The organism is Serratia sp. PL17, assembly GCF_017832355.1.
Lineage (GTDB): Bacteria > Pseudomonadota > Gammaproteobacteria > Enterobacterales > Enterobacteriaceae > Serratia.
On record NZ_JAFIBY010000001.1, the window covers coordinates 808,697 to 835,175 of the forward strand.

27 protein-coding genes are annotated in these 26,479 nt (G+C 51.9%); 19 read left to right on the top strand and 8 right to left on the bottom strand.

Annotation, left to right across the window (positions count from 1 at the left end; all coding sequences use genetic code 11):
• The first annotated feature begins 274 nt into the window (after positions 1-274).
• The 3 genes from JOE25_RS03985 to JOE25_RS03995 all read left to right on the top strand — a co-directional run bounded on the left by JOE25_RS03985 (position 275) and on the right by JOE25_RS03995 (position 1,356).
• Positions 275-493: a hypothetical protein gene (locus tag JOE25_RS03985; protein ID WP_209632818.1), complete on the top strand. Its 219-nt coding sequence runs from the start codon at positions 275-277 to the stop codon at positions 491-493.
• A 174-nt stretch (positions 494-667) separates the two neighbouring features.
• Positions 668-985 (top strand): hypothetical protein, encoded by a 318-nt coding sequence (locus JOE25_RS03990; protein WP_209632819.1) that lies wholly within the window; start codon positions 668-670, stop codon positions 983-985.
• 17 nt (positions 986-1,002) lie between these two features.
• Positions 1,003-1,356, top strand: coding sequence for a hypothetical protein (locus JOE25_RS03995; protein WP_209632820.1), 354 nt, complete (start codon positions 1,003-1,005; stop codon positions 1,354-1,356).
• A gap of 73 nt (positions 1,357-1,429) precedes the next feature.
• Here the strand turns inward: JOE25_RS03995 and dcuR are convergent, their stop codons facing one another.
• The 3 genes from dcuR to JOE25_RS04010 form a co-directional block, all read right to left on the bottom strand.
• Positions 1,430-2,143 carry a two-component system response regulator DcuR gene (dcuR, locus tag JOE25_RS04000; protein WP_209632821.1) on the bottom strand — a complete coding sequence of 238 codons (714 nt, stop codon included), beginning with the start codon at positions 2,141-2,143 and terminating at the stop codon, positions 1,430-1,432.
• Between the two features lie 3 nt (positions 2,144-2,146).
• Entirely contained in the window at positions 2,147-3,748 is a 1,602-nt protein-coding gene (locus JOE25_RS04005) for a sensor histidine kinase (protein WP_209632822.1), read from the bottom strand.
• A 123-nt stretch (positions 3,749-3,871) separates the two neighbouring features.
• Positions 3,872-4,714, bottom strand: a complete 843-nt coding sequence (locus JOE25_RS04010) for an aldolase (protein ID WP_209632823.1) — start codon at positions 4,712-4,714, stop codon at positions 3,872-3,874.
• A 533-nt stretch (positions 4,715-5,247) separates the two neighbouring features.
• On the opposite strand from JOE25_RS04010, the gene JOE25_RS04015 reads away from it, so the two are divergent.
• The 5 genes from JOE25_RS04015 to JOE25_RS04035 all read left to right on the top strand — a co-directional run bounded on the left by JOE25_RS04015 (position 5,248) and on the right by JOE25_RS04035 (position 10,770).
• Entirely contained in the window at positions 5,248-6,177 is a 930-nt protein-coding gene (locus JOE25_RS04015) for a sugar ABC transporter substrate-binding protein (RefSeq protein ID WP_037420357.1), read from the top strand.
• Positions 6,178-6,351: 174 nt separating this feature from the next.
• On the top strand, positions 6,352-7,836 hold the full coding sequence (locus JOE25_RS04020; RefSeq protein ID WP_209632824.1) for a sugar ABC transporter ATP-binding protein: 1,485 nt from the start codon (positions 6,352-6,354) through the stop codon (positions 7,834-7,836).
• A gap of 17 nt (positions 7,837-7,853) precedes the next feature.
• Positions 7,854-8,882 (top strand): ABC transporter permease, encoded by a 1,029-nt coding sequence (locus tag JOE25_RS04025; protein WP_209632825.1) that lies wholly within the window; start codon positions 7,854-7,856, stop codon positions 8,880-8,882.
• Between the two features lie 63 nt (positions 8,883-8,945).
• Entirely contained in the window at positions 8,946-9,863 is a 918-nt protein-coding gene (locus JOE25_RS04030; protein ID WP_209632826.1) for a sugar ABC transporter substrate-binding protein, read from the top strand.
• Positions 9,864-9,996: 133 nt separating this feature from the next.
• A complete protein-coding gene (locus JOE25_RS04035) occupies positions 9,997-10,770 on the top strand; it encodes an SDR family oxidoreductase (protein ID WP_209632827.1) in 774 nt (257 codons plus the stop codon).
• A gap of 61 nt (positions 10,771-10,831) precedes the next feature.
• On the opposite strand, the gene metQ is transcribed toward JOE25_RS04035, so the two are convergent.
• Positions 10,832-11,647: a methionine ABC transporter substrate-binding lipoprotein MetQ gene (metQ, locus tag JOE25_RS04040; RefSeq protein ID WP_209632828.1), complete on the bottom strand. Its 816-nt coding sequence runs from the start codon at positions 11,645-11,647 to the stop codon at positions 10,832-10,834.
• A gap of 283 nt (positions 11,648-11,930) precedes the next feature.
• Between metQ and JOE25_RS04045 the strand changes: the two genes are divergently transcribed.
• The 8 genes from JOE25_RS04045 (at position 11,931) to JOE25_RS04080 (ending at position 18,416) form a co-directional block, all read left to right on the top strand.
• The gene (locus JOE25_RS04045; RefSeq protein WP_209632829.1) at positions 11,931-12,449 is read left to right on the top strand and encodes a hypothetical protein; all 519 of its coding nucleotides are present in this window, start codon (positions 11,931-11,933) and stop codon (positions 12,447-12,449) included.
• Between the two features lie 145 nt (positions 12,450-12,594).
• Positions 12,595-13,020, top strand: coding sequence for a universal stress protein (locus tag JOE25_RS04050; protein ID WP_209632830.1), 426 nt, complete (start codon positions 12,595-12,597; stop codon positions 13,018-13,020).
• Positions 13,021-13,581: 561 nt separating this feature from the next.
• Positions 13,582-14,700 (top strand): PfkB family carbohydrate kinase, encoded by a 1,119-nt coding sequence (locus JOE25_RS04055; protein WP_209632831.1) that lies wholly within the window; start codon positions 13,582-13,584, stop codon positions 14,698-14,700.
• Positions 14,697-15,635 carry a pseudouridine-5'-phosphate glycosidase gene (locus JOE25_RS04060; RefSeq protein WP_209632832.1) on the top strand — a complete coding sequence of 313 codons (939 nt, stop codon included), beginning with the start codon at positions 14,697-14,699 and terminating at the stop codon, positions 15,633-15,635. Before JOE25_RS04055 ends, JOE25_RS04060 begins: the two co-directional genes overlap by 4 nt.
• A gap of 142 nt (positions 15,636-15,777) precedes the next feature.
• Entirely contained in the window at positions 15,778-17,049 is a 1,272-nt protein-coding gene (locus JOE25_RS04065; RefSeq protein ID WP_209632833.1) for a NupC/NupG family nucleoside CNT transporter, read from the top strand.
• A 79-nt stretch (positions 17,050-17,128) separates the two neighbouring features.
• Entirely contained in the window at positions 17,129-17,443 is a 315-nt protein-coding gene (locus JOE25_RS04070) for a metalloregulator ArsR/SmtB family transcription factor (RefSeq protein WP_209632834.1), read from the top strand.
• Entirely contained in the window at positions 17,440-17,778 is a 339-nt protein-coding gene (locus tag JOE25_RS04075) for an SRPBCC domain-containing protein (protein WP_209632835.1), read from the top strand. Before JOE25_RS04070 ends, JOE25_RS04075 begins: the two co-directional genes overlap by 4 nt.
• Before the next feature lie 41 nt (positions 17,779-17,819).
• Positions 17,820-18,416 carry an ATP-dependent Clp protease proteolytic subunit gene (locus JOE25_RS04080; protein ID WP_209632836.1) on the top strand — a complete coding sequence of 199 codons (597 nt, stop codon included), beginning with the start codon at positions 17,820-17,822 and terminating at the stop codon, positions 18,414-18,416.
• On the opposite strand, the gene JOE25_RS04085 is transcribed toward JOE25_RS04080, so the two are convergent.
• Positions 18,399-18,962: a TetR/AcrR family transcriptional regulator gene (locus JOE25_RS04085; RefSeq protein ID WP_209632837.1), complete on the bottom strand. Its 564-nt coding sequence runs from the start codon at positions 18,960-18,962 to the stop codon at positions 18,399-18,401. The genes JOE25_RS04080 and JOE25_RS04085 overlap by 18 nt on opposite strands.
• The gene (locus tag JOE25_RS04090) at positions 18,959-19,498 is read right to left on the bottom strand and encodes a dihydrofolate reductase family protein (protein ID WP_209632838.1); all 540 of its coding nucleotides are present in this window, start codon (positions 19,496-19,498) and stop codon (positions 18,959-18,961) included. Before JOE25_RS04090 ends, JOE25_RS04085 begins: the two co-directional genes overlap by 4 nt.
• A gap of 344 nt (positions 19,499-19,842) precedes the next feature.
• On the opposite strand from JOE25_RS04090, the gene JOE25_RS04095 reads away from it, so the two are divergent.
• Entirely contained in the window at positions 19,843-20,592 is a 750-nt protein-coding gene (locus JOE25_RS04095) for a glucose 1-dehydrogenase (protein WP_209632839.1), read from the top strand.
• Positions 20,593-20,609: 17 nt separating this feature from the next.
• Positions 20,610-22,079 (top strand): aldehyde dehydrogenase family protein, encoded by a 1,470-nt coding sequence (locus JOE25_RS04100; protein WP_209632840.1) that lies wholly within the window; start codon positions 20,610-20,612, stop codon positions 22,077-22,079.
• A gap of 40 nt (positions 22,080-22,119) precedes the next feature.
• Here the strand turns inward: JOE25_RS04100 and JOE25_RS04105 are convergent, their stop codons facing one another.
• A complete protein-coding gene (locus JOE25_RS04105; protein WP_245209693.1) occupies positions 22,120-23,037 on the bottom strand; it encodes an AraC family transcriptional regulator in 918 nt (305 codons plus the stop codon).
• Positions 23,038-23,259: 222 nt separating this feature from the next.
• Here JOE25_RS04105 and JOE25_RS04110 point away from each other — a divergent pair, with 222 nt between their 5' ends.
• On the top strand, positions 23,260-24,465 hold the full coding sequence (locus JOE25_RS04110; protein WP_209632841.1) for an MFS transporter: 1,206 nt from the start codon (positions 23,260-23,262) through the stop codon (positions 24,463-24,465).
• Between the two features lie 100 nt (positions 24,466-24,565).
• Here JOE25_RS04110 and ychF read toward each other — a convergent pair whose 3' ends face one another.
• Positions 24,566-25,657 carry a redox-regulated ATPase YchF gene (ychF, locus tag JOE25_RS04115; RefSeq protein WP_209632842.1) on the bottom strand — a complete coding sequence of 364 codons (1,092 nt, stop codon included), beginning with the start codon at positions 25,655-25,657 and terminating at the stop codon, positions 24,566-24,568.
• Between the last annotated feature and the right edge of the window lie 822 nt (positions 25,658-26,479).

Below are 26,479 nucleotides of genomic sequence, written 5' to 3' on the forward strand. Positions count from 1 at the left end.
CTGTCGAGTATTGAGAAAAGGCCGGGAGATTTCCCGGCTTTTTTATTTGTAAACCTTGAGGAGTATTTGGCGGTAGATGAGTGCGACCTGAGGCGTTCGTGCGGCAGATTTCATCGGTTGTTCTGTTTATTTTCAGTTTAACGCTTTCCCACAGTATTTATAATCAATGCGGATCGGCCTCGTTCCAGCACGGCTGAATTAGCGTTAATAAACTAAAAAAAGTGATTTTCTATTTACTGTCACTGACGGTTGCGTCTATTTTAAAGGAGAACATATGATATTACGCCAGTGGATCCCTGGGCTATTAATCACCTTGAGCGGTTGCAGTGCTATTGAGCCTGGTATATCTCATACCGGTTGGGAGCAGCCTTCACCGGCGACACGGGAACAAAAGCAGCGCATCAGCGCCGGTGAGCCAGCCAGCGCGGTATTAAACCAGGGGCAGCCGAGTATTGGTGGAACGATAGACTGGTCAGCATTATGGGATCGTTAAGCAGCTAAATATATTTTATCTACCGATTATGCGCCTCAGTATCTTCTATTTCATTAAGGTTTAGTGTTTATCGCGTAATCTATTTTTTGACAGTGGGTTATTTAATTATCAAGGGAATTCTCATGGATGAAATGAGAATGCGCCTCCCCATAGGCATACATGGAGTTTAATATTTTGAAATTGTCTTCTGTGATGACGGCGGTATTAACGCTGCTGGCGTCTTCCTGTTGTTATTCGTTTGTCGACAGGCGCCCGCCAGCTTTACCCTCAGGAGAAAGTGACGTTACCGTTGATTATCGGCAGCGGCTAAATCGAGTGATGCGACATGTGTGGCATGTAGAGCAAATACGCATGGAACAGGCGCAGCTTGCGATTTTGCGCGCTCAGCGAAAAGCGTTGGAGGCTACCCGTCAGCAACGGGAGTGCGTAACGGCCTCGCTCGCAGAGCATCACGCGCTGGCAGATGTGTCGTTACCTGCACAACCCGATTAAATCTTAGGAATGCATCAATGAAACGGATTTTTCTTGCCTGCGTAGTGCAATGCTGTTCTTTCTCCGCACTGGCGTTGGTTGATTTGCAGTATCACGGCGAACAACCGTCGGATAATAAAATCTCTGAGAGTTATCAGCAAAAGCGCAGTGTGCTTAAGCACAAAATATGGAGTGCCGAGGCTGTGGCGCAGGCCAATGACGAGGCGATTGCGAAGGAACAAGCGCGAGCAATTGCGGAACATGCGAGCCGGCAGCAGCATAACACCCACTATGGTGAATACCGTTGTGGCAAAAACAAACAGCAGCATAGCAAACGTTGCTACCTGCCGGGCGGTGGGATGAGTTTCCCCGGTTTTAAAGGGTATCGCTAAAGCCTGCTGCGGGGGCTGTGCCAGTTGGTGCGGCCAACGGCCCATTACTCCCCGGCCTTTGCCGGGGATATTGTTAGCGGCAGTACTCTTTCAACATGGCAATCGCGTCTGGCTTTAACTGGTAAAGATAAACCGGCCTGCCGGTGGTGCCATAGAGGATCCGGGTGCCAAGAATGCCGCTCTCCGCCAAATAAATCAGGTATTTTCGACAGGACACCCGCGAGATGCCGATGGCGTTAGCCAGGTTATCGGTAGAAAACTCCCCGTCGTGCTGCTGTTCAATCCATTCGCATACCGTACTCAGCGTGATGCTGGTTAATCCCTTCGGCAGTTTTTTGCTTTCGCCGCTGTTGGGCTGACGGCGCAACAAACTGTCGACATCCCCTTGTGAGAATTCGCGCTGTGCCAGGATCTGCGACTGCTGTTGGTAGTTGCTCAGCGCCTCTTTGAAACGACTAAACTGGAAGGGCTTAATCAGATAATCCACCACGCCGTAGTGCAAGGCGCGTTGTACGGTGTCCACGTCGCTGGCGGAGGAAATGATGATGACGTCGGTTTTCTCACCCAGTTCGCGCAGGCCGGGCAACAGGTCCAGTCCATTCTCTTGCTGCATATAAATATCTAACAGCACCAGATCGATACTGACATCGGGGGAGGCCAATAGCGCACGCGCTTGCGCTAGCGTAGCGACCGTCGCCTGGCAGTGAAAGCCGCTGACCTGGCTCAGGTAGTATTTGTTCAGCTCCGCCACCATCGGGTCGTCGTCAATAATCAATACGTTAATCATGGTTCAGCCCTTGGCTTGATAGGGAATATGTACAAAAAATTGGGTCAATTCACCCGGTTCAGATTCGAAATCAATGCTGCCGCCCAGTTTCTCCAGGCTGCTGCGAATCAGCGCCAGACCGATGCCGCGCCCCGGTCCTTTGGTGGATACGCCTTGTTCAAAAATGCGTTCGCCGAGTGCAGGATCGATACCGGGGCCGTCGTCACTGACGATACAGTGTAAGTGATTATCATTGTGATGAAAGCTTAGGTTGATCTCATGCCCTTCAACGCCATCGATAGCGTCAATGGCATTTTCAATCAGGTTACCCAGTACGCTGATCAGTACGTGGGTCGTTTCCGCATCGTCGGTTTCGGGCAGCAGGCTGGTTTCATCAATGGTCAACTCAATACCGGCTTCATGGGCACGGCTGATCTTGCCAATAAAGAAGCCTGCCACTTCCGGCGACTGGATTTTCCGCAACAACGCGCCGATCTCTTCCTGATAATTACTGGCGGTGTTGATGATGTAGTTTTCCAGTTGCTGATAGGCCTTCATATGCAACATACCGAGGATCACATGCAGTTTGTTCATAAATTCATGAGATTGCACACGCAACGCATCGGCGTAGTGCGCCATGCCACTCAGGCGTTGCACCAATTGGCTGATCTCGGTTTTATCGCGGAAAGTGGCGATGGCGCCAATCACTTGGCCTTTGACGATCACCGGCACGGTGTTGGTTAACAGTTCACTGCCGTTAAAGTTGATCTGTTGGTCACGCAGCGGTTTGCCACTGGCCAAAACTTCCGCCAGATGCAGTTGAGCAGGCCAATACCGGCTGGCGGATTCCAGCAACAGGTTCTCGAATGGCCCGCTTTGGCGCAGAAGGCGCTTGGCTTCGTCATTAACAATGGTGATGCGTGACTGGTTATCGACCGCGATGACGCCTTCTTTAATCGATTGCAGCATGGCGTTGCGTTGCTCGAACAGGTTAGAGATTTCGTAAGGTTCAAAACCGAGCATGATGCGCTTCAGCGCCTTCACCAAAAAGAAGGTGCCGAGCGTACCGACCAGCGCGGCGAAGGCGATGGTCCAGTAGATTATCCAGCGGCTTTCGCCCACCACTCGGTGTACGGTGTCGAGCGCAATGCCGAGCGCCACCACGCCAATCTGCCGCCGTTCGCTGTCATAGACGGGGGCGAACACGCGCAGTGAGGGGGCTAATGCTCCGCGGCTGATAGCGCTGTTGGTTTTGCCTTGCAATGCAGGTTCCAAATCGGTCCCGATAAAATGTTGACCGATCAGCCAAGGCTTGGGGTGTGAATAGCGGATGCCCTTCATATCGACCACCACCACAAACAGCAATTCGTTTTGCTGGCGCACTTGCTCGGCAAAACGCTGGATTGCGCCGCTGTGGTCCTCGTGTAACAGGCCATCAATGACGTTGCTGGACAGCGCCAGGGTTTCGGCGATTGCCATTGCCTTCTGGCGTTGCTGATCCTGCCCCTCGTGATTCATCTGCACAAAAAACAGCGCATACACCACCAGCAATACCGAAGCGATGATGGCAGACACCATCAACGTGAGAGTAGTACTGAGCTTCAACGGTACCCGTTGTTTTGGCATAGCGGTTCTCCGAATGGGTATATCAGGATAATAGCGAGGAATGACGTGCAGGGCAGCGACCGGCAGCAGGTTATAACATGCTGCCGCCGGGTGAGGGATTATTTTAATTACAAAAGCCGGGTATCAGGGCTGATGATAGATTTCCAGTGCCTGTTGGCCGCTGGCACCCTGATGGATGATTGCCATAAGTGCGCTCACCACGTTGGACGGGTTGCTGTGCTGATACACATTGCGGCCGTAAACCATACCGGATGCGCCCTGTGCCATTAACGCGGCGGATTTCTCCAGCACCGCGCCCAGTTCGCCTTTACCGCCGCCGCGCACTAATGTCGGGCAGCGTGCCGCCTCAACGATACGATGGAAATCCTCCACTTGGTCAGTGGGATCAGCCTTGATGATGTCGGCGCCCAGTTCGCGTGCCAGGCGCACCAGCGGAACCATTTTTTCTACGTCGCCCAACGAGCCATAAGCCGAACCCTGACCAGCGGGGGCCATCACCAGGGGTTCGATCATCAATGGCATAGCATAGCGTTCACAGGCATGACGCAGGCGACCAATATTGTCTACGCACTGGCGGAAAATGCCGGGTTCATCGGGGATGAGGTACAGGTTAACCACCACGGCAGCGGCATCCATTTGCAATGCCGCAAGGATGGGCGCCTCGGGGTTATGCAATACCGCCCACATTTCACGGTGGCGTGCGGCGTTATAAGCGTTACCCACGTCGGTACGCATCACCAGCGCCGGTTTATCACGTTGCGCAGACCGTTGCAGCAAATCCGCTTGGCCATAGTTGACCTGAATGGCGTCTGGCCGGGCAACAATCAGGCTGTCCATCACGCGTTCGATATCTTCCAGACCGATTAAAAAATCGGGCTCATTGGCGATGCCATGGTCAATCGCCACGTCCAGGCACTTGCCGTTATTAAACAGCCGGTTCATCCGTACCTTACTGCTGAGCTGCATGTCAGATCCTCCTGAAAATACTGTCCATTCAGTATTGTCGAGTAACGCGGGGGATGAAACAGCGGATCCACAAACTGCGCGCTTGCTCGCATATTTTCGAAGAAATCGCGCCGCCATTTTTCATCGCTGTGGGGCTTCTGCGTAGCCTAACGCACTAAAGGAACGATCGCGCTGATGGCTTTTGCGTCATTTGTTAGATCCGTGTCATGTTTTTGTTACTTGGTTATTCCAAAACGCATGTTTCGCTTGTTTGGGTTAAAAAGTTTCAATAATCTAAATTATGAAATAAACATTTGATTGCGAGGTGGGAAGATAAACTCCCCTTAAGAGTGTTTGTTTTAACGTATTGTTTCTAATCTATTTTGAGACGTAGATCAAAATTTTACGCACCGCTTGGATACGGCGAAAATGCGATAAATCTGCCGTATCAAAGGGATAACATCGACCGGATTGTTGTTTGAATGTAAAAAATATTTTTCATTAGCTGTCAAATCAACAGGCCTCTTCACTCTAACAATTAAAGGGTACAGAACATGAAGCTGAAGAAACTGATCGTCACCTCGGTATTGATGTGCATGTTGCCGGCCACCGTATTGGCTAAAGACATCAAAATCGGCGTTTCAATGGCTTATTTCGATGACAATTTCCTTACCATCCTACGCCAGTCAATGCAGAACAAAATGAAACAGGACGGCAATGTCAGCGGTCAGTTTGAAGATGCTAAAGGGGACATTGCCCAGCAGATCCAACAGATCGAGAACTTTGTCAGCCAAGGAGTCGACGCCATCATTCTCAACCCGGTCGATACCCAGGGCGTGAAGCCGATGATCAAACTGGCGGAAAACGCCAAGATCCCGTTGGTGTTTGTTAACCGCCGTCCGGAAGTCACGCTGCCGGCAGGCATGGCCTACGTCGGTTCAGACTCCAAACTGGCCGGTAAGCTGCAGATGGAAGAGTTGGCCAAGCTGATGAACGGCAAGGGCAATGTGATGATCCTGATGGGTGAACTTTCCAATGAGGCGACCCGTGACCGCACCCGTGGCGTGGAAGAAGTGGCGGCCAAGTACCCCGGCATCAAAATCCTCGACAAGCAAACGGCTAAGTGGGGCCGTAAAGAAGCCGTCGACATCACCACCGACTGGGCGCTGACCGGTCAGAAAATTGACGCTATTGCCTCCAACAATGACGAAATGGCGATTGGTGCGATCCTCGCGCTGAAGCAGGCGAAGAAGAGCGGCGTGCTGGTGGCCGGCGTTGACGGTACACCGGACGCGCTGGAATTCATCAAGAAGGGCGATCTGGCGCTGAGCGTATTCCAGGACGCCAAAGGGCAGGGTGAAGGTGCGGTGCAAACGGCCATTCAGCTGGTGAAAGGCGAGAAAGTGGAAAGCAACGTACTGATCCCGTATCAGCTGATTACCAAGGCCAATTATCAAGAATTTGCCGACAAGAACAGAAAGTAAGCGTTAAGACAGCGCGGTTATACCTGATGAATTTCAAGCTGCAACTGGGGTAAGGAAAAGCAGGCAACAACACTGCAGCTTGAAGGCGATGGGTATATATCCTTTGCCGTATTTACCCGGCAAACGGCGGTAAATACGGCAGGGATGCATTGACGAACGGCGGAGGTTATTTGTATGTATCCTTATGTTCTTGAGGCTGAAGGCATCAGTAAGCAGTTTCCCGGCGTGAAGGCGCTGGATAAAGTCTCAATTAAAATCAAACCAGGCAGCGTACACGCGTTAATGGGCGAAAACGGCGCGGGTAAGTCCACGCTGATGAAATGCTTAATCGGCATTTATCACCCTGATGAAGGCACGATAAAAATAAAAGGCCAGCCTGTGACTTTCAGCGATACGCTGCAGGCACTGCATTCGGGTATTTCCATGATTCACCAGGAACTCAACCTGGTGCCTTATATGACGGTGGCAGAAAACATCTGGTTGGGGCGCGAACCGGCAAAGCTTGGGTTTGTGAATCATGACCAACTGAACAAGAAAACCCGCGAGTTGTTGGCCCGACTGAACATCAAGCTCAAGCCGGAAATGCTGGTGGGTGAATTGAGCATTGCTAACCAGCAAATGGTCGAGATCGCCAAGGCCGTTTCCTACAACGCGGATGTGCTGATCATGGACGAACCTACGTCGGCGCTGACCGAGGGCGAGGTCGTACACCTGTTTGCCATCATTCGCGAACTGCGCGAGCAGGGCAAAGGCATCATTTATATCAGCCACAAGATGGACGAGATTTTTGCCATCACCGATGAGGTGAGCATTTTCCGCGACGGTACGTTTATCGCCTGCGATAAAACCGAAAACCTGACTAAACAGTCGCTGATCACCATGATGGTTGGGCGCGAACTGACCCAGATGTTCCCCAAATTTAACAACAATATCGGCGAGGAAGTGCTGCGGGTCGAAGGGCTGCGTCGTGCCAACTGGTTCCATGATATTTCGTTCAGCGTTAAACGCGGCGAGATCCTCGGTGTTGCCGGGTTGGTGGGGGCCGGTCGTAGTGAGGTCATGGAAAGCCTGTTCGGTATGCACCCGGCGGACGGCGGCAGCATCTTTATTGAAGGCAAGGCCACCAAGGTGGATTCCCCGTCCCGCGCCATTGAGCTCGGGTTAGCGTTTCTCACCGAAGACCGCAAGAAATCAGGGCTGTTTCTGGTGCTGTCGGTGGTCGAGAACATGAGTATCGTCAACCTGTCGGAATACATTGGCAAAAATGGGTTTGTCAGCCATGTGCAGATGGCCAAAGACTGTATGGAGCAGATCAAAAAGCTCAATATCAAAACCCCGACCATGGACCAAATCATCAATAACCTGAGCGGCGGCAATCAGCAGAAAGTGTTAATTGCCCGTTGGCTGCTGGCACAACCGAAAATCTTGATCCTCGATGAACCTACGCGCGGCATTGATGTGGGCGCGAAGGCAGAAATCTATCGTTTGATCAGTGAGCTGGCGAACCGTGGCGTCGCCATTATTTTGGTGTCATCTGAATTACCGGAAATTCTCGGCATGAGCGATCGGGTGATGGTGATGCACGGTGGCCGTATTACCGGCATTTTGGATAAAGACGACGCGGATCAGGAAAAAATCCTGGCGCTGGCCTCTGAATAACGCAAAGGTGAACCACCATGAGTAATGTAAAAGTCGAGAAGCCGCTTGCGGGTAAAGCGCCACTGTTCTCTGGCCTGAGTGGCAAAATGCCGAAAGACACCGGTATCTTTATCGTGATGATCGGTATTGCGTTGGTGTTTGAAATTCTCGGTTGGTACATCCGTGACCAATCATTTCTGATGAACCCTAACCGCCTGCTGCTGATTGTGTTACAGGTGGCAATTATCGGTATTATCGCCGTGGGGGTGACTCAGGTCATTATCACTACCGGTATCGATCTCTCTTCCGGTTCGTTGATTGCCTTGACCGCCGTGGTCGCGGCCAGCCTGGCGCAAACGTCCGACAGTATCTCACCGATGTATCCGGCACTGCTTGATCTGCCCGCTGCAATCCCGATTGGTGCGGGGATCGGCGTGGGTATTCTTTGTGGCTTTATCAACGGATTCCTGATTACCCGCACCGGTATCCCGCCGTTTATTGCAACCTTGGGCATGATGGTGTCGGCACGTGGTCTGGCGCAGTACTACACCCAGGGTAACCCGGTCAGCTTCCTGTCAGACGGGTTTACGTCCATCGGCCAAGGTGCGATGCCGGTGATTATCTTCCTGGTGATAGCCGTGATCTTCCATATCGCCTTGAAACACACCCGTTACGGTAAATACATTTACGCCATTGGCGGCAACATGACATCCGCCAGAGTGTCCGGTATTAACGTCAATAAATACCTGGTGATGGTCTATACCATTGCCGGGGGGTTAGCGGGCCTGGCGGGCGTGGTCTTGGCGGCACGCGTCAGCAGCGGTCAGTCGAGCATGGGCATGTCTTACGAACTGGACGCTATCGCCGCAGCGGTGATTGGCGGCAGTAGCCTGATGGGGGGCGTCGGGCGTATTACCGGCACACTGATCGGCGCGGTCATTCTTGGGCTGATTAAAAGTGGTTTCACCTTTGTCGGCGTGGACTCCTATATTCAGGACATTATCAAAGGCGTGATTATCGTCGCTGCAGTTTCTATCGACATGCGGCGCAACCGCAAAAAACACTGATTGCCGTAAATCCCCGCCGGAGCAATTTGCCCGGCGTTTTTTTTTTACCTCAGGGGAATCGCCATGAAATACGTAAAAAGAATCGTGTTGGTCGCTGCGCTCAGTTGTTCCACGTCGGTGTTGGCCGAAACCATTGGTGTATCGATGGCCTATTTTGACCAAAACTTTCTGACCATCATTCGCCATTCGATCGACAAAGAAGCCAAGGTACGCGGTATCAACGTGCAATTTGAAGATGCACGTGGCGACGTCGGCCGCCAAACCGATCAGGTGCAGAACTTTATTAGCGCCGGGGTGGACGCGATTATTGTCGATCCCGTTAACTCAGCAGGCACGCCTGCTATCACCAAAATGGTGACTAAAGCCGGTATACCGCTGGTGTATGTGAATCGCACGCCGGGTGACGATAAACTGCCGTCTGGCGTGATGTTTGTTGGCTCTGATGAGAAGCAGTCCGGTACATTGCAGATGGAGGAGCTGGCGCGGTTGGCAAACTATCAGGGTAACGTCGCCGTGATGATTGGCAACCTGACCGATGCCGGTGCGCTGCAACGTACCAAGGATGTGGAGCAGGTGGTGGCGAAGTACCCGAAAATGAAAGTTGTGCAAAAGCAGAGCGCCAACTACTCGCGCAGTGAGGGCATGGATCTGATGCTCAATTGGATCACCAACGGTGAGCCTATCGATATTATCGCGGCCAATAACGACGAGATGGCGATTGGCGCGATCATGGCGTTACAACAGGCGGGCAAAAAGGACAGTAAGGTGTTGATTGGCGGCATAGATGCGACGCCAGACGGCTTGAAAGCGTTGTCTTCCGGCAAGATGCAGGTAACGGTATTTCAGGATGCTGTCGGCCAAGGCAAGGCCTCGGTTGACGTGGCACAGCGCATGATTAAAGGTGAAAAGCTCGATCCTTACTATTGGATCCCGTTCGAGCTGGTGACCCCAGCCAATATGCAGAAATACGTGGCGAAGTAACCGCGGTTTTACAACGCTGAAAGGGCGCTGCATGCAGCGCTTTTTTTTCGCGTCAATTGTATGTCCGCTTACAGCGAGCATCACATAACCTATTCCCCCACAATGTGGTCTCCTGACTTGATGAGGATGATAAATGAACACATTGGGCGGTAAGGTAGCGATTATCAGTGGTGCCAGTTCGGGCATCGGTAGGGCCGCCGCGTTGCTTTTTGCCCGGATGGGCGCCTCGGTGGTATTGGGGGCTCGGCGCGAGCAGCAGCTTGAACAGCTGGCGATGGACATTCGGTACGAGGGTGGCCTGGCCGAGTGGGTGGCAGGGGATGTCAGGGATGAAGCCTTTGCTAAAGCCTTGGTCGATACAGCGGTCGGCACGTTTGGTGGTTTGGACATTGCCTTTAACAACGCCGGTACGCTGGGGCCATTGCGCCCATCATTGGCGTTAAATGCGGATGAGTGGCACGAGGTGATCGAGACCAATTTGTCCAGCGCCTACTATGGCGCCCAATATCAAATCCCCGCCATGCTGGCCCGCGGGGCAGGGTCGATGATCTTCACTTCCACCTTTGTCGGCCATACTGCGGCCTTCCCTGGTACTGCTGCTTATGCCGCCAGCAAGTCGGGCCTGATTGGTTTGACGCAGGCTCTGGCGGTGGAGTTTGGTGGCCTGGGGATCCGGGTTAATGCACTGCTGCCCGGCGGCACGGATACCGCCATGGGGAGGCAAATGAGCAATACCCCCGAGGCATTGAGGCAAGTGGCTAACTTACATGCGCTTAAACGATTGGCCACCCCCGAAGAGATCGCCAGGTCGGCGCTTTATCTGGCCTCTGACGCGTCGTCATTTGTCACCGGCACCGCCATGCTGGTCGATGGCGGCGTATCCATACATCGCGGGCTTGGTGGGTGAAAAGTGAACAAAAATAGGGGGCAAAATCCCCCATGATGGTCACCATGGGGGGAGGTGCAGATTACCAGCCTTTAACCGCGTCGCCTTTGTAGATGTCGACAGCGCTGGCGGCAACTTCATCGGTCTGGTAGGCCTTGACCAGATTTTTCACGTTTTCATTGTTCTGATTATCCACCCGGCTGGCGAAGATATTGACGTAAGGCGAGTTCTTATCTTCGACAAACAACCCGTCTTTGGCCGGTGACAGGCCGATCTGGCTGGAGTAGTTGGTGTTGATAATCGCCAGCGCAATCTGTTTGTCATCCAATGCCCGCGGCAATTGCGGCGCTTCGATCTCGACGATGTTCAGTTTCTTCGGGTTGCTGACGATATCCAGCGCGGTTGGCAGTAGCCCAACGCCGTCTTTCAGCACGATCAGCCCCTGTTTTTGTAACAGGAGGAGCGATCGCCCAAGGTTAGTCGGGTCATTCGGCACGGCGACTTGAGCGCCGTCTGGCAGTTGGCTGATAGCGGTGATTTTTTTCGAGTAACCGGCAATGGGGAAAACAAAGGTATTCCCCACTGCGACCAGTTTGTAGCCGCGCTCCTGGCTCTGCTTTTCCAGATAAGGTTTATGTTGGAAGGCGTTGATATCAAGATCGCCATTATTCAGCGCTTCGTTGGGCAGCACGTAATCATTGAATGTCACCACTTCTACATCCAGATCGTACTTCTGCTTGGCAACTTTTTGCACCACCGCCCACAGTGACTGATCGATACCTGCACTGATGCCGACTTTGATATGGTGATCGTCTTGTGCCGTCGGCCCACAAGCAGTCAGCAGGAGGGTGCTGGCTATTGCCAGCGCCGCGGTGAGTTTTTTCAGAGTCAATGTCATTTCCCAGAGTCCTTGTCAAAATAGCCTGCTGGTTATCGCAGGCTCAATAGTGGCTGTGACTCTAGATAATCACCTGGCTAAAATAAAATACTGATTCACTATGATTAATAGCGATTTGCTATGAGCCGCATCAGGCTGTGTCAAACTTGCGCAAACCGCCTGAGTTCTGTGTCGATATCCTGTTTGTGCCCTTGGTAGTCAGTTTATTTTGACGCAGGTTCCACCGGCTCATTATGATGACGGAAAGCCCTCCTGGGGCGCAAATAGCCAAAGGAAAATAAAAATGCAATTTAACATGTGGCGCAAGGCGCTGCTGCCATTGGTGGTTTTGACTTGCGTATCAGCGATTCAGGTTCAGGCGGCGGAAACCGTGGCAGAACCGATCCCTAAAACGTTGTTGGGCAACTGGCACGTCAGCAAGATCTTGCCGACGCAAACGGTGGGGTGTTGGGACGAACAACAGGCGAAAAGCCTGATTGGCGGCAAAATCAGCTATAAGACCGATGGCTTCAATTGGAATGGCACCACGCTGAAAAGTGATGGTGCTACCGTCAGCACGGTAGAGGCGCAGGAGTTTGTCGAGGACAACTCCGGCAGCAGTTCTTATATCGACTTCCCAATGCTGGGGATCAGTACACCTGCGGTTGAGCGGGTCGTTATCCAGCATGCGGATACTGCGATCAAAGGCATCACCGATCAGGGCACTGACGGTGTCCCGGGGGACAATGTGCTGGTGAAAGACGCCAACACGTTGATCTTGTCGGTATGCAATGTGTGGTTTGAGGCACAACGCGTACGCTGAGCCTGCCTGGCCCCGGTAAAGGGGCCATTCCACCGCAATATCCTCGCTCATCCCACAGGGTTCTGAACTAAAATTATCCATAACGGGGCAACATAAGTGTTGCCGCGCAAGTTGGGGTCTCTATGAATCAATGACAGGAGGCGCTATGTGTTACCAACATATTGTGATTGCCACCGACCTGAGTGATGACGGCAAACGGCTGGTGGAAAAAGGCGCGAGGCTGGCCGACGCGTTGCAGGCAAAACTTTCTCTGATCTACGTCGATGTTCACTATGATACCTACCACGCGGCGATTGGCTTTTCAGAGAGAAATTACGATGGGGTGTCTTTTGAAGACAAGATCAAAAAAGAGATGGAGCCACTGACCCAAAACGTGAACTACCCCATCAACGAGGTGATTATTGGGCGCGGCGATTTCATTGAAGAATTGAAGAATGCCATCGTGGATAAAAACATCGATCTGGTGATCTTCGGCCATCATCACGACCTGTGGAACAAGCTCTTTTCCTCCACCCAGCATGCCATCAACCAGTTGAACCTTGACGTACTGGTGATCCCGATTAAGTCATAGTCTTCATACCCTGCCAGTCGCCTGTTCTGGCAGGGAAACGGTGGGTTTACTGAGTGAAAAAGTCGTTATGCCGCATTGAGAGCCGTGCCGAGTGGGGCGTAGGTGTTGAACGCACCGGGATTTTTCATCAGCTTCACTGCGACACGCGCCGCGATCATCGTTGTTCAGAGCAGCCAGCGTTTCTTCATGTTGTCCGCGCATTTTGGTCTGCTGTCCTGTTGTCAGGACAACTGTGAAAGCCATCTCTTTTCTGCGGGATGGCTTTTTTTCAGACTGCACCACAAATCGATTAAACTCTACCAACCAAACAAAAGTTAGTCTCTTAAGACAAAAACGCTATCCATTTGTTTTACTAGAATTATTGTCAGAATAAAATACTGTGTTATGGCTAATGATTATTTTAGGCTACTTCCTCCCCCCAAAACCGCATTTATAATTTGATGACTATCACAGAATTACTGCTGAAACTTCATTCATCCGCATTACGATCGCCTTCCCAAATCCTCGTTAAAGATATGAATCTCACTTTACTGAATTTCATGGTCGTTATAAAACAAACTCATGTTTAAAAACAAACAAGTGTCCAATATGACCAGCAGAGAAAAACAGATATTGCATATTCTGAGACGTGATCCTTTGATCCCACAGCAGGAAATTGCCGATGTTTTAGGTATTAGCCGCTCTGGTGTCGCCGGACACATAATGAACTTAATTAATAAAGGATATATAAAAGGCAAGGGCTATATATTGTCGGAGCACAGTTATGTGGTCACCGTCGGTTCGACAAATATGGACGTCTGTGGTTATGCCGCATCTAAATTGGTTTATGAGGATTCTAATCCAGGAAAAATAAAATGTACGCCAGGCGGTGTAGGCAGAAACATTGCACAAAATATCGCGTTGCTAGGCCGAGAATGCCACCTTATTTCCGTTGTCGGTAATGATTTTTATGGTGAAACATTGTTGGAGCAGGCAAAGCTGGCGGGAGTGCATATCGATAACTTCCATAAATTGCATGGCGAAAATACCTCAACCTACGTTTCTTTGCTCGATAACAGCGGAGAAATGCTGGTAGCCATTAATGACATGCGGATCCTTGAAAAACTCACGCCGGCATTATTGGCCACCTCTAAAGATCTGATCCAGCATGCGGGAGTGTTGGTAGTGGATTGTAATCTCACGGAGGATGCGCTGGCTTGGTTATTCGGCCATTCCGGCAGCGTACCGGTATTCGTTGATACCGTATCGGCATTTAAAGCGCCCAAAATCCGCCGTTGGCTCTCCCATATTCATACGCTCAAACCGAACCGCCTCGAAGCCGAAATCCTCAGCGGCATGCCCATTCACGGGCCACAGGACGCGCACCCGATTGCCCAATGGTTCCACCAACAAGGGGTGCAACGATTGGCGCTCAGCATGGGGCCCGAGGGCGTTTATTACAGCGAAATCGACGGGCAAAACGGTTGGTCACGGCCATTGGCCGTCAACATTGTCAACGTGACCGGTGCCGGAGACGCCATGATGGCGGGCCTGGCCCACTGCTGGCTGGAAGATATGACGCTGGCAGACAGCATTCGTTTTGCCCAAGGCTGTTCGGCATTAACGCTTTCTTGCGAGTTCACCAATAACCCTAACCTGTCGAATGGCAGCGTTCAAAAACTGTTGGAGCTACAATCATGAAAAACACCCTTATTTCCCATGACTATCTGGATATTTCGCCGGAAGTTGCCGAGGCCTTGGCCAATAAGCGCCCGGTTGTGGCTCTGGAATCCACCATCATCTCTCACGGCATGCCATACCCGCAAAACGTACAGACTGCGCTGGACGTTGAGCAAAAGATCCGTGACAACGGCGCGGTGCCCGCCACGATTGCCATTATCAAGGGCCGCATGAAAGCGGGGTTAACCCGCGAGGAAATCGAACTGCTTGGCAAAGAAGGCCATAAGGTGGCGAAAGTCAGTCGTCGTGACCTGCCATTTATCGTTGCTGCCGGTAAACAGGGTGCGACAACGGTGGCCTCCACCATGATTATCGCCGAGATGGCGGGTATCCACGTTTTTGCTACCGGTGGCATTGGCGGAGTACATCGTGGTGCTGAGCACACTTTTGATATTTCAGCGGATCTACAGGAACTGGCGCGCACTAACGTTGCGGTGATCTGCGCCGGCGCCAAGTCCATTTTAGATTTAGGGCTGACCACAGAATATCTTGAAACGCACGGTGTGCCGCTGATTGGTTATCAGACCCCAACGCTGCCTGCGTTCTTTTGCCGCACCAGCCCTTTCAGCGTGAGCATTCAGTTGGATGCTCCGGCGGAAATTGCCCGGGCGATGGCAACCAAATGGCAGGCGGGCCTGGAGGGCGGCATGGTGATTGCCAATCCGATCCCTGCGGAGTATGCGGTGCCGGAAGATAAAATTAACGCCGCCATTGAGCGGGCAGTGCGTGAATCGGTTGAACAGGGCGTTCAGGGGAAGGACAGCACGCCATTTTTACTGGCCCGGGTGGCTGAACTGACCGGTGGCGACAGCCTGACCGCCAATATTCAATTGGTGTTCAACAACGCCAAATTGGCAGCGCAGATTGCGTGCTGTTATCAGAAGGAAGCGGCCTAAGACATTGTGCGGGGATAGGATTGGGGCGCTTCACCCCGCTTGAGTGAATCGGGGCGAATTTATTCGCCCCTTACAGATGCGGCATGTATTGCCGTTAGCAACGCTGCGGCTTGAAATACACCGGATACAAAAGGATGGATTTATGGACTTGCTGCGCAGTCTGTTTGGTATCTGTATTCTTCTCCTTATTGCGTTTGTTTTTTCCAACAACCGAAAAAGAATCAGCCTAAGAACCGTAAGCAGTGCATTAATACTGCAAGTGCTTCTCGGCGCGATAATGTTGTATGTGCCCGCCGGTAAGTGGGTGATTAATGCGATTGCCGGTAGCGTCAATAAAGTTATTTCGTACAGCGATGCGGGCAGTGCATTTATTTTCGGTGGCTTGGTTGGGCCGAAAATGAATGTTTTGTTTGACGGCGCGGGTTTTGTTTTCGCTTTTCATGTTCTGCCGGCAATCATTTTTATTACTGCGCTGATCTCTATTCTTTATTACCTGGGCGTGATGGGCTGGGTGATTAACCTATTGGGTTATGTTTTCCAGAAAATGCTGCGGATCAGCAAGGTCGAGGCTTTTGCCGCGGTAACCACCATTTTTTTGGGGCAGAACGAGCTGCCGGCTGTCCTGAAGCCTTTTATTAGCAAGATGAACCGCAATGAGCTGTTTACCGTGATTTGCAGCGGAATGGCGTCGATCGCCGGATCGATGCTGGTGGGCTACGCCGGCCTTGGCGTACCTATTGAATATTTACTGGCGGCTTCGCTGATGGCGATCCCCGGAGGGATACTGTTTGCACGGATGCTGAGCCCGGCAACCGAGGTGTCGCAGGTCGAGTTCAGCCAAATGTCATTTAGCGAAAAACGTCCTGCCAGCATTATCGAAGCGGCGGCCGGCGGCGCAATGCTCGGGCTGAAAATTGCGGTAGGTGTCGCTACCGTGGTGATGGCATTTGTGGCGTTAATTGCGTTGATTAATGGCCTGATTGGGGGCGTGGGCGGCCTGTTGGGCTGGGAACACCTGAGCCTGGAAAGGCTGTTCGGTTATCTGTTTTCTCCGTTGGCATACATCATGGGGGTTAATTGGGACAACGCAGGCTTGGTTGGCGGCCTGATTGGGCAAAAGCTGGCCATCAACGAATTTGTCGCTTACGTAAATTTTTCTGCCTACCTTAAAGACACCGTTGCCGCGCTGGATCCAAAAACTGTCGCTGTGATTTCCTTCGCGCTGTGCGGGTTCGCCAACTTTGGCTCGATCGCCGTGGTGGTTGGGGCATTCAGTGCGGTAGCCCCTGACCGAGCTTCGGATATTGCCAGCCTGGGGCTGCGCGCGTTGCTGGCCGCCACATTATCTAATCTGATGAGCGCCACTATCGCCGGGTTGTTTATCGGTTTGGGGGCGTTGACTCTTGCAGGATGATTTTTGCCTGGTTTAACCATCAGCCGTTATCTTGCGCTGTAAACTTGCGCATTAGATAAGTGAGTACTAATGTTTAGTCATGAATGAAAATGACATCTTCAAAGCGCTGGCGGATCCCACCCGGCGCACCATCTTCGAGAAACTGGCCGCTGGCAGCATGAATGCCAGCGCGCTGCGTGAAGGTATGCCTATCAGCCAATCGGCGATGTCACAGCATTTGGCGGTGTTGCGGCAGGCTGGTCTGGTGTGCGAAGCGCGCCAGGGCCGTTTCGTCAATTATCAGGTGGATCCACTCGGACTGGCACTGATAGCCCAGTGGCTGGATAAATACCGTGCCTTCTGGCCGGCACGTATCGACAGGTTGAACGTGTTGTTAAAGGAGATGGACCAATGAACCCGACCGATGCCAACCCGCAGTCACTGGTGCTGGAATACCGTCTCGATGCACCGGTAGAGAAGGTCTGGCGGGCGATTGGCATCCCGGCATTGCGCGAACAATGGTTACCGAATACTACATTGGCCGATGCTGAACCTGTTGCGGTGACACCGGGCAAAGAAATCAGTTACCGGATGCGTGATGACCAACCTCCGTTCCTCGAAAGCACCGTGACGTTGCAAATTCAGCCCACCGCGGCGGGTGGCAGCCTGCTGCGTGTTATTCACCGGCTAAACGACGACCGGTTAACGGCAGCGAACGACAGCGGATGCCACCTGATGCGCGCTGCCTGACGTTCAATTTATCTTTCCAATCTGAAAACAGGAGTTCACCCATGCGTGAATCGATGCTGCTCGTCCCTATGGTGGTGGAACAGACCAGCCAGGGAGAACGTTCGTTCGACATTTATTCGCGCTTACTGCGTGACCGTATCGTTTTCATGAACGGCGAGGTAAACGATCAGGTGGCTGAAATGCTCTGTGCTCAGCTGCTGTTTCTTGAGGCTGAAAATCCAGAGAAACCGATCAATCTGTACATCAATTCGCCGGGCGGCGTGATCACCAGTGGTTTTGCCATTTACGACACCATGCAATACATCAATGCGCCAGTGCATACGTTATGTATGGGCACCGCGCGTTCGATGGGATCATTGTTGCTGATGGCGGGGGAAGCGGGGCATCGCATGGCGCTGCCCAATGCTAGCTTGCATGTGCACCAGCCACTGGGAGGTTTTCAGGGGCAGGCGTCAGATATTCTGATCCACGCTGAAGAGATGAAGCGCACCAAGCACACCGTGATCCGGCTGTACGCCGAACACTGTGGCCGTAGCTATGAAGAGGTCGAGCGTGTTCTCGATCGCGACCGCTTTATGAGTGCTGATGAGGCGGTAGAGTGGGGGTTGATTGATAAGGTGCTACGCGCTCGCGGATAACGTGTTCAGCAGACGATCAAGAGCCTGTTGATATTGCTTTTGTAGTGCCTGGACTTGTAGGGGCTCGCCGCGAACCGAAACAAGGGCCAAGCCACTGCCATGCGCGTGATCAATCAAAATATCGCGCCAAAGAAGGGGATCTGTCGTGATCTTGGCCAGCAAGGCCATGAGGCGATCGGTGATCTGACGGGTTACCCCGGCAAAGGCTTCGGGTGTAGCAAAAATCGCCAGCGTTAATTGGGGATGGTGACCCACAGCACGGTGGTAGCGAGTGAGCAAAGTGCGAATTTCTGCCTGATGATCTGGCAACCCGTCCAATCCTGCCAGCGTTTCCGCATAAACGCGATCCGACAAGGCGCGTAGCAGCCCGGCAAGGTCACCAATGTGGTGATACAGGCTCATTGGTGTGACGCCAAGCCGGGCGGCGAGGGCACGCATCGTCAGCCCTTGTCCGCCACTTTCATCCATCAGGCCAAGAGCGGCATTCAGAATGTCATCTCGCGCCACCCCTTTGCCGTTGGTCGGCCGTCCGCGTGGGCGCGTCACTGGGGTAGCACCCTATAGTGGGACTGCACCAGGCCCGAAGGGAAGCTTCGGCTTGATACCAGTGCTAAACCGATGTCTTGTGCCATATCGCCGAACAACGGCCGGCCCGAACCCAGTAGCACGGGAACGGTGGTGATCACCATATCGGCGATCAGCCCCTCGCGCAGGAAGGACTGTATTAATTGCCCGCCATCAACATACACCCGATGCACTCCCTGCTCGGCCAATGACTCAAGCGCGTGCTTTGGCGTGAGAGTGGAGAACCGGACTTTGCTCTCCAGAGCCAGAGGAACCGGTTCTTTGGCCAGCTGTTCGGACAGCACGAGTACCGGGAGGTTATAAGGCCAGCTATCGAAGGTGAGCACTTTTTCATAAGTGCCTCTTCCCATCAGGATCATCTCTTTGTCAGCGATAAAGTCGTCGAAACCATGATCTTCGGCCGAGGTGTCGCGTTGCAATAGCCAGTCGATGTCGCCATTTTGCCGTGCGATAAAACCATCCAGACTGCATGCGATGAAAACGTGTGCGGTAACCATTGAGCGCTCCATATTTATACGCTGTATATTATTGCGCTGACGTGGCTCAAAATCAATATCATCGGTTAAAACAAAAAATCCACGTTGGGGGGTGGATTGAGATAACTGACGAACTCTCAATTTCCGTACTCGCAGAACTATGCAGCAAAAATCGTAAAGCAGAGCAGGGGATGGTTGCCGCCTGTGGTTGTCATTCTGATTGCGCGTTTATTGTCGGGCGCTCAATTTACATGCTGACAATGCTGTTCGTTCGATAAGGTTTTATGTTCGTCCAGCTATGCAGCATTGCGCGTGATCCACGTAATCTCCTCCCTGAATTTTACTGACACCGAGGAGAATGACTAATGAAACGCTTTGAAAATAAAGTAGCCCTGGTTACAGGCAGTTCAAAGGGAATTGGCGCAGCGATTGCTAAACGCCTGGCGGCAGAAGGCGCCGTTGTTTTCATTAACTATTCCCGTGGGCAAGACGATGCCAATAGATTGGTTAAAGCGATCAATGAGCAAGGCGGCGTCGCTTTCCCGTTGCAGGCTAACGTCGGTATCGAAGCCGAAGTTAACGGGTTGATTCAAGAAATTGTCGAGCAATATGGCCGGTTAGACGTATTGGTCAATAATGCCGGGGTTTATGCGACGAACAGTCTGGAAGCGTTCAGCGATAGCGAATATGAGAGACATTTTAATCTGAATGTGAAAGGGCTGATTTATTGCTGCAAGGCGGCGGTCGCCGCTATGCCTGAATCTGGCGGCAGCATCGTCAATATTAGCTCTAGCGTAACTTCGTTTACGCCAGCCAATTCGCTGGTGTATACCGCGTCAAAAGCTGCGGTGGATTCAATCACCAAGACATTGGCTAATGAACTCGGTGGGCGAAATATTCGAGTCAATGCGGTCAATCCGGGGCTGGTTATAACCGAAGGTGTGCATGACAGCGGCTTCTTTGACACCGGGTTTAAAACGCACATTGAGTCAATTACGCCGCTGGGCCGGATTGGCACGCCTGAGGACATTGCGCCGGCCGTGGCTTATCTCGCGTCGGATGAGGCGGGTTGGGTGACGGGTGAGAACCTGATCGTCGGCGGCGGCTTACATTAATGCTTGTTGGAATGAATATGAAATTGAATAAAGCCTACGGGCCCCTGATTAACAACGTATTTGAGCTGGATGGCGCAGACATCCATCCTGTCATTTCGCCCTCGACTGGAGAACGTCTGGCGGATTTGCACTACTGCAACGAACAGGATGTTGAACGCGCCGTCCTGGCGGCACAAGCCGCTTTCCCAGCATGGAAAGCGTTAGGGCAACAGGCCCGCGCACGCCTGGTGCTGCAACTGGCGGATATGCTGGAAAGCGACATGGAAAGAATGGCACACATCGACGCGCAGGATGTGGGCCGTTGTATCAGTGAAGTCCGCCGTGATTACCAAACGGCGGTCAGGCACTATCGCTATTTTGCTTCGGTGATCATGGGGCATGAGGACACCGGAAGGGGGATTGCAGATGGCTACAGCCTGGCGAAGCGCGAGCCGCTTGGCGTGTGTGGACAGATTATTCCCTGGAATGCACCGGCCATTATGGCGGCATTCAAATTGGCACCGGCGTTGGTGACCGGTAATACGGTGGTGCTGAAGGCCGATGAAAACGCTTCGCTTTCGACCCTGGAACTGGGAAAGATGATTGCCAAGATTTTCCCCGCTGGCGTCGTCAACATCATTACCGGGTTGGGGAGCGTGGCGGGGGCGGCGCTCACCGGCAATAAAAAGGTGCGCAAGCTATCTTTCACCGGCAGCACGGAAGTAGGCAAGCTGGTCGCCAAGGCGGCGGCTGAACGGCTGGTGCCTGTCACGCTGGAACTGGGCGGCAAGAGCCCCAATATTGTGTTCCCTGATATCAGCGATATTGATGCGGTGGTGGATAACGTGACGTTCGCCGCCATCCACAATAACGGGCAGTCTTGCCTGGCGGGAACACGGCTGTTCGTTCATGCAGATATTTACGACAGTTTCTGTGCCAAGCTGGTGGCGTCTTTTGAACGCGTTCGTATAGGTTCGCCTTTAGAGGAGCACTCTCGCGTCAGCTGCCTGGTTTCTGAAAAACAGGGCATGCGGGTGCTCGCTTATATACAAACGGGCCTTGATGAGGGCGCAACGTTGCTAACCGGTGGGAAACGCCGCATCGTAGCCGGTTGCGAGCAAGGGTACTTCATCGAACCTACGATTTTTTCTGCGCAAAATACGATGCGTATTTGCCAGGAGGAAATTTTTGGGCCGGTACTGACGTTGATCAAATGGTCTGATTACGAAGAGATGATCGCGCAGGCTAACGATAGCGAATATGGCCTGGCATCAGGGATCTACACTACCAGTCTGAAAAACGCCATGGATACCGCCGACAGGCTGGAAGCGGGCTCCGTTTGGATCAACCGTTATTCAAATATTACCGATGGCACCGCCTTCGGCGGCTACAAGAACAGCGGGATTGGTCGAGAGTTTTGCAAAGAAACGCTCAATGCCTACACGCAAATTAAAACAATAACGTTGCAGACGGATCTCCCCGCTGTCTGGTTTGCAGAAAAAGCATAACAGCATAAGAAATGCACAGGGATGTGCCGCCGTTGGTTCGTCAGGGAACATGGTTACTGATGTAACTTCTTGGCGATTCCCCCATGCTTTTTTTGAACGCGGTGCTGAACGCGCTTTCCGATTCGTATCCCAGATCAAATGCGATTTGGGATATTTTTTCTTTATTGGTCACCATTCGCTCGATGGCCAGGCTAAACCGCCAGACGCGGATATACTCGTTGACGCTATAGCCGGCCAGCCTTCTGAACTTTGTGGTAAAGGCGGTGCGTGACATGCCGGCAACTTTGGCGAGATCATCCAGACGCCATTTCTTTCCCGGCTGATCGTGTATGCAGGTCAGTGCCAGTCCGATATTTTTGTCAGCCATCGCATAAAACCAACCCTCGCCACGGCCAAGCGCGCCTGAGGACAACAGCACTCTCAACGCCTGTGTAAAAATGATTTGTAAAAGATGTTCTGTGATTAACTCTGCACCGGGGCCCGGCTTTTCTATCTCCGATGACAGTCGGGTCAAGAAATCCTTAATGCCCTCGTTTTCTTCTCTTTGCGTTTTGATCACTATGGGTTCAGGAAGACTGGTAATAAAGCGGAAGGTGTCGTTGATTTGGAATACGAATCGACAACCCACAAATGAGAAAGCGTTCCCTCCATTGGTAAAGTAAGAGGATCTGTCCTTCATCACGTGGATTTTTCTTATATCGATAGACGGGGCATTGGCGTTATCGAAAATACTGAATTCTCGTCCGCTTGATAAAATCAGCACATCGCCTTGGTCAATTTGATAAGTGGCTGTATCCCCATCCATTTTGATGAAAAACGAGCCGCTCTTGGCAATGTAGATCTTCATGCCGGAATATTCTGGAAACAGCGCTTTGGTATTGATAGCCATGTCAAAAGTGACAATTTTCTGACTGCTTATTTTTAGCCTGGAAACAATATCGGATAACGGATCCATCATTACCTGCTCTGATAAAATTTATTATTGGAATAATAGCTATTTTGGACATGTCTGTACATACCGCCCTGCGGCTGTCGTGGGTGAATACATGGTGTGTGTTGGCGGCCGTCTTTCAATAGGCTATTTGGCTTTAATGTCCGAATGATAAGAAAAAAAGTGCGGGGGCGAAAGTTCACGGTCTTGTAGGGTGTTACCCTTTGGGTTTTCAATGACGGTGGTATTATGACTTACTCTCAGATAACCCGAGGCCATAAGGGCATATTGGCGGCGCTAACGGCCGCTTTGTTTTTTATCTTATTGAACAGTGGCTCTCCTACGCCGTTATATCCATTATATAAAGAAACCTTTGAACTGCGTAATATCGACCTGACATTCATTTTTTCTTCATACGGGTTTGGCGTGCTGCTGGCACTGTTTCTATCACGGAAGCTCAACATAACCGGTAAAAATGCCAAATTAATGCTGGTTGCCTCGCTGATGGTTGTGGTGGTGCCAACGCTGTGCTTTTCATTTGCCGGTTCGTTACACGCGCTCTGCGCTTTCAGGTTTATTTCCGGTTTGGGTGCTGGAATGGTGACGGCGATAATTAACACGCTGTTGATTAAGTTCAGCCAGGGTGACAGTGCAAAACGCGCCGCACAACTGGGCAGTTTGGCGTTGGTGACCGGTCTGGCGTTGGGGCCGATGATCAGCAGCGTTTATTCTCAGCTGGCGTTTTATCCCCTCGCATCGCCGTCGGTGACCATCGCCACACTTGTTTCTTTATCCGCTCTCGCCATCGTTATTTTTTGGCCGAAGCATACGCCACCGAGCGCCAGTGCAGTGGGGGCGAAAGCGACAGAAAATAATGACGCTGACTTTAGTAAAACCCGCTTTTACCTGCTTGCGTTGTGTGTATTCATCTCTTGGTCCTATGCCGCATTAATCCTTTCTCTGGGGCCGACGACGGCAATTGATGTGTTCGGGCTTCAGTCATCCGCTTACTTTGGCTATATCGCCACGAGTTATTTGTTGGTTGCCGGCGTGGTGCAGTTGACGCTCCCGCGTTTTTTGAAGCCTGAGTTCTCTTTGATACTGGGGCTGATTGCGCAAGTTTTCTCGATGGTGATTATGACTATGGCTTTGGAGGACGGTTCTGTTTTGAGTGCCGCAATCAGCCTGGCGTTGTCCGGCTTTTCGTATGGCGCGGTTTTTGTGGGGGGCGCCATTTTGGTGAATAAAATGTCTTTGGCGGCGCCGGATTGGCATGCGGTATCAAAGTTTTACTTTATCGTTTATTTGTTCAATGCCACGCCTTTGGCTGCAGGTTGGCTGGCGGATAAAATGGGTGTTTTTAGCGCGTTATTAGCCTCTATTTTCCTTTTTATGGCGATATATGCCGTGTTTTCCGCACTCGCATTGTGGCTGCTTTTATTGAGAAAGGCATGACATGTTCAAGAGCTGATACCCGGTGTTCGCGGATATTGTCAGGCGATATGAAAAGAAAAAACCACGCCGGAGCGTGGTTTTTTGAGTTTGAGGCTGGGGCTTAGACGTTGAACAAGAAGTTCATCACGTCGCCATCTTTAACGATGTAGTCTTTACCTTCTGAACGCATCTTGCCGGCTTCTTTGGCACCTTGCTCACCCTTGTAGGTGATGAAGTCTTCAAAAGCGATGGTCTGTGCGCGGATAAAGCCTTTCTCGAAGTCGGTGTGGATCTTGCCGGCCGCCTGCGGTGCGGTGGCGCCAACAGGGATGGTCCAGGCACGAACTTCTTTTACACCGGCGGTAAAGTAGGTTTGCAGGTTCAGTAGCTCGTAGCCGGCACGGATCACGCGGTTCAGGCCCGGCTCTTCCAGGCCCAGTTCGGCCATGAATTCTGCGCGGTCTTCGTCTTCCAGTTCGGCGATGTCTGACTCTACCGCGGCGCATACGGCAACCACTACCGAGCCTTCGCCCGCCGCGATTTCACGCACTTTATCCAGGTATGGGTTGTTCTCGAAGCCGTCTTCGTTGACGTTGGCGATGTACATGGTTGGTTTCAGCGTCAGGAAGCTCAGGTAGCGGATCGCTGCCTTATCTTCTTCGGACAGATCCAGCGCACGCAGCATACCGGCGTTTTCCAACTGTGGCAGGCATTTCTCCAGTGCGGCCAGTTCGGCTTTCGCGTCTTTGTCGCCGCCTTTCGCCTTTTTCTGCACGCGGTGAATAGCACGTTCGCACGTGTCGAGATCCGACAGTGCCAGCTCGGTGTTGATGACGTCGATGTCATCAGCCGGGTCAACTTTGTTGTTTACGTGAATGATGTTGTCATTTTCAAAGCAACGAACCACATGGCCGATCGCTTCGGTTTCACGGATGTTGGTCAGGAACTGGTTGCCCAGGCCTTCACCTTTGGACGCACCTTTAACCAGGCCCGCGATGTCAACGAATTCCATGGTGGTTGGCAGAATGCGCTGAGGCTTAACGATCTCGGCCAGCTGGTCCAGACGCGGATCGGGCATCGGTACCACACCGGTGTTAGGTTCAATGGTACAGAACGGGAAGTTGGCTGCTTCGATACCCGCTTTGGTCAACGCGTTGAACAGGGTGGATTTGCCTACGTTAGGCAGGCCGACGATACCGCATTTGAATCCCATGTTGTTCTCACCTTAAATATCTTAACTATCAGCCGGTTAGGTTTAACCCACTGCATAAAGGACGAAATAATGGCGCCATTATACACGTAATGACCGTTTTTCTCGATCTGGCTGTGTATCACAGGAAAATGGGGTGATGCGGCCGGTGAGTGAGTGACGTTCGACTACGCCTGGCCTGTTTTTTAACCGGCAATCAGCCTTAACAGGGGCCTGTCATCGGTTGTGTTGGCGGTGCCAAGCGGGTTCCGCCTTGTAGATGGGCCTTGATTTGCCAAAATTGGCATTGCGGAATGCGGTGTTTCCTGAGCATTGGCCTATTAGCGTGCTTTGTTGCATTTATCGTTGGCCCGTGGTTTTGCAATCACCGAATACAGCTTACACATAACATTTATGAGAGTCGTTGGACGTTTTTCGTTATCTAATCAAGTTGTTTTTTAATTATTAAATATCGCCTGCGGTGTTATTTTAAATTGAATTTATTAATTTTTCTTGGTCAGTCATCTTGATTTTCATATCACGAATGGGTTCTGTATTTTTATATTTCCGTTGTTGCCGTTATTACTGTCGTCATTTTCTTATTCATTTCCGTTGAAAGTTAGGGGGCGGGTGATGAATGTGAATCTATTGGCTGCCTCAGAGGGTCCTTTCTGCACGCCTGAACCCCAGGATGAAGGATTTGGCTTGAGAATTCAGTTGGCCGTTTTCATCAGCACACGCAATTCAATGGGCCGCAAAACGGACGACGCCATGGCGTTTTTTTCGCGAACGGGCGGTGAAGTGTGGCAACCCAGTCGGTTTTTATTGAGATTTAGATCACATTTA

Coding starts and splice junctions, on each gene's coding strand:
- JOE25_RS03985 (WP_209632818.1), top strand. CDS start 275: ATGATATTACGCCAGTGGATCCCTGGGCTATTAATCACCTTGAGCGGT.
- JOE25_RS03995 (WP_209632820.1), top strand. CDS start 1,003: ATGAAACGGATTTTTCTTGCCTGCGTAGTGCAATGCTGTTCTTTCTCC.
- dcuR (WP_209632821.1), bottom strand. CDS start 2,143: ATGATTAACGTATTGATTATTGACGACGACCCGATGGTGGCGGAGCTG.
- JOE25_RS04005 (WP_209632822.1), bottom strand. CDS start 3,748: ATGCCAAAACAACGGGTACCGTTGAAGCTCAGTACTACTCTCACGTTG.
- JOE25_RS04010 (WP_209632823.1), bottom strand. CDS start 4,714: ATGCAGCTCAGCAGTAAGGTACGGATGAACCGGCTGTTTAATAACGGC.
- JOE25_RS04015 (WP_037420357.1), top strand. CDS start 5,248: ATGAAGCTGAAGAAACTGATCGTCACCTCGGTATTGATGTGCATGTTG.
- JOE25_RS04020 (WP_209632824.1), top strand. CDS start 6,352: ATGTATCCTTATGTTCTTGAGGCTGAAGGCATCAGTAAGCAGTTTCCC.
- JOE25_RS04025 (WP_209632825.1), top strand. CDS start 7,854: ATGAGTAATGTAAAAGTCGAGAAGCCGCTTGCGGGTAAAGCGCCACTG.
- JOE25_RS04030 (WP_209632826.1), top strand. CDS start 8,946: ATGAAATACGTAAAAAGAATCGTGTTGGTCGCTGCGCTCAGTTGTTCC.
- JOE25_RS04035 (WP_209632827.1), top strand. CDS start 9,997: ATGAACACATTGGGCGGTAAGGTAGCGATTATCAGTGGTGCCAGTTCG.
- metQ (WP_209632828.1), bottom strand. CDS start 11,647: ATGACATTGACTCTGAAAAAACTCACCGCGGCGCTGGCAATAGCCAGC.
- JOE25_RS04045 (WP_209632829.1), top strand. CDS start 11,931: ATGCAATTTAACATGTGGCGCAAGGCGCTGCTGCCATTGGTGGTTTTG.
- JOE25_RS04050 (WP_209632830.1), top strand. CDS start 12,595: ATGTGTTACCAACATATTGTGATTGCCACCGACCTGAGTGATGACGGC.
- JOE25_RS04055 (WP_209632831.1), top strand. CDS start 13,582: ATGTTTAAAAACAAACAAGTGTCCAATATGACCAGCAGAGAAAAACAG.
- JOE25_RS04060 (WP_209632832.1), top strand. CDS start 14,697: ATGAAAAACACCCTTATTTCCCATGACTATCTGGATATTTCGCCGGAA.
- JOE25_RS04065 (WP_209632833.1), top strand. CDS start 15,778: ATGGACTTGCTGCGCAGTCTGTTTGGTATCTGTATTCTTCTCCTTATT.
- JOE25_RS04070 (WP_209632834.1), top strand. CDS start 17,129: ATGAATGAAAATGACATCTTCAAAGCGCTGGCGGATCCCACCCGGCGC.
- JOE25_RS04075 (WP_209632835.1), top strand. CDS start 17,440: ATGAACCCGACCGATGCCAACCCGCAGTCACTGGTGCTGGAATACCGT.
- JOE25_RS04080 (WP_209632836.1), top strand. CDS start 17,820: ATGCGTGAATCGATGCTGCTCGTCCCTATGGTGGTGGAACAGACCAGC.
- JOE25_RS04090 (WP_209632838.1), bottom strand. CDS start 19,498: ATGGTTACCGCACACGTTTTCATCGCATGCAGTCTGGATGGTTTTATC.
- JOE25_RS04095 (WP_209632839.1), top strand. CDS start 19,843: ATGAAACGCTTTGAAAATAAAGTAGCCCTGGTTACAGGCAGTTCAAAG.
- JOE25_RS04100 (WP_209632840.1), top strand. CDS start 20,610: ATGAAATTGAATAAAGCCTACGGGCCCCTGATTAACAACGTATTTGAG.
- JOE25_RS04105 (WP_245209693.1), bottom strand. CDS start 23,037: ATGATGGATCCGTTATCCGATATTGTTTCCAGGCTAAAAATAAGCAGT.
- JOE25_RS04110 (WP_209632841.1), top strand. CDS start 23,260: ATGACTTACTCTCAGATAACCCGAGGCCATAAGGGCATATTGGCGGCG.
- ychF (WP_209632842.1), bottom strand. CDS start 25,657: ATGGGATTCAAATGCGGTATCGTCGGCCTGCCTAACGTAGGCAAATCC.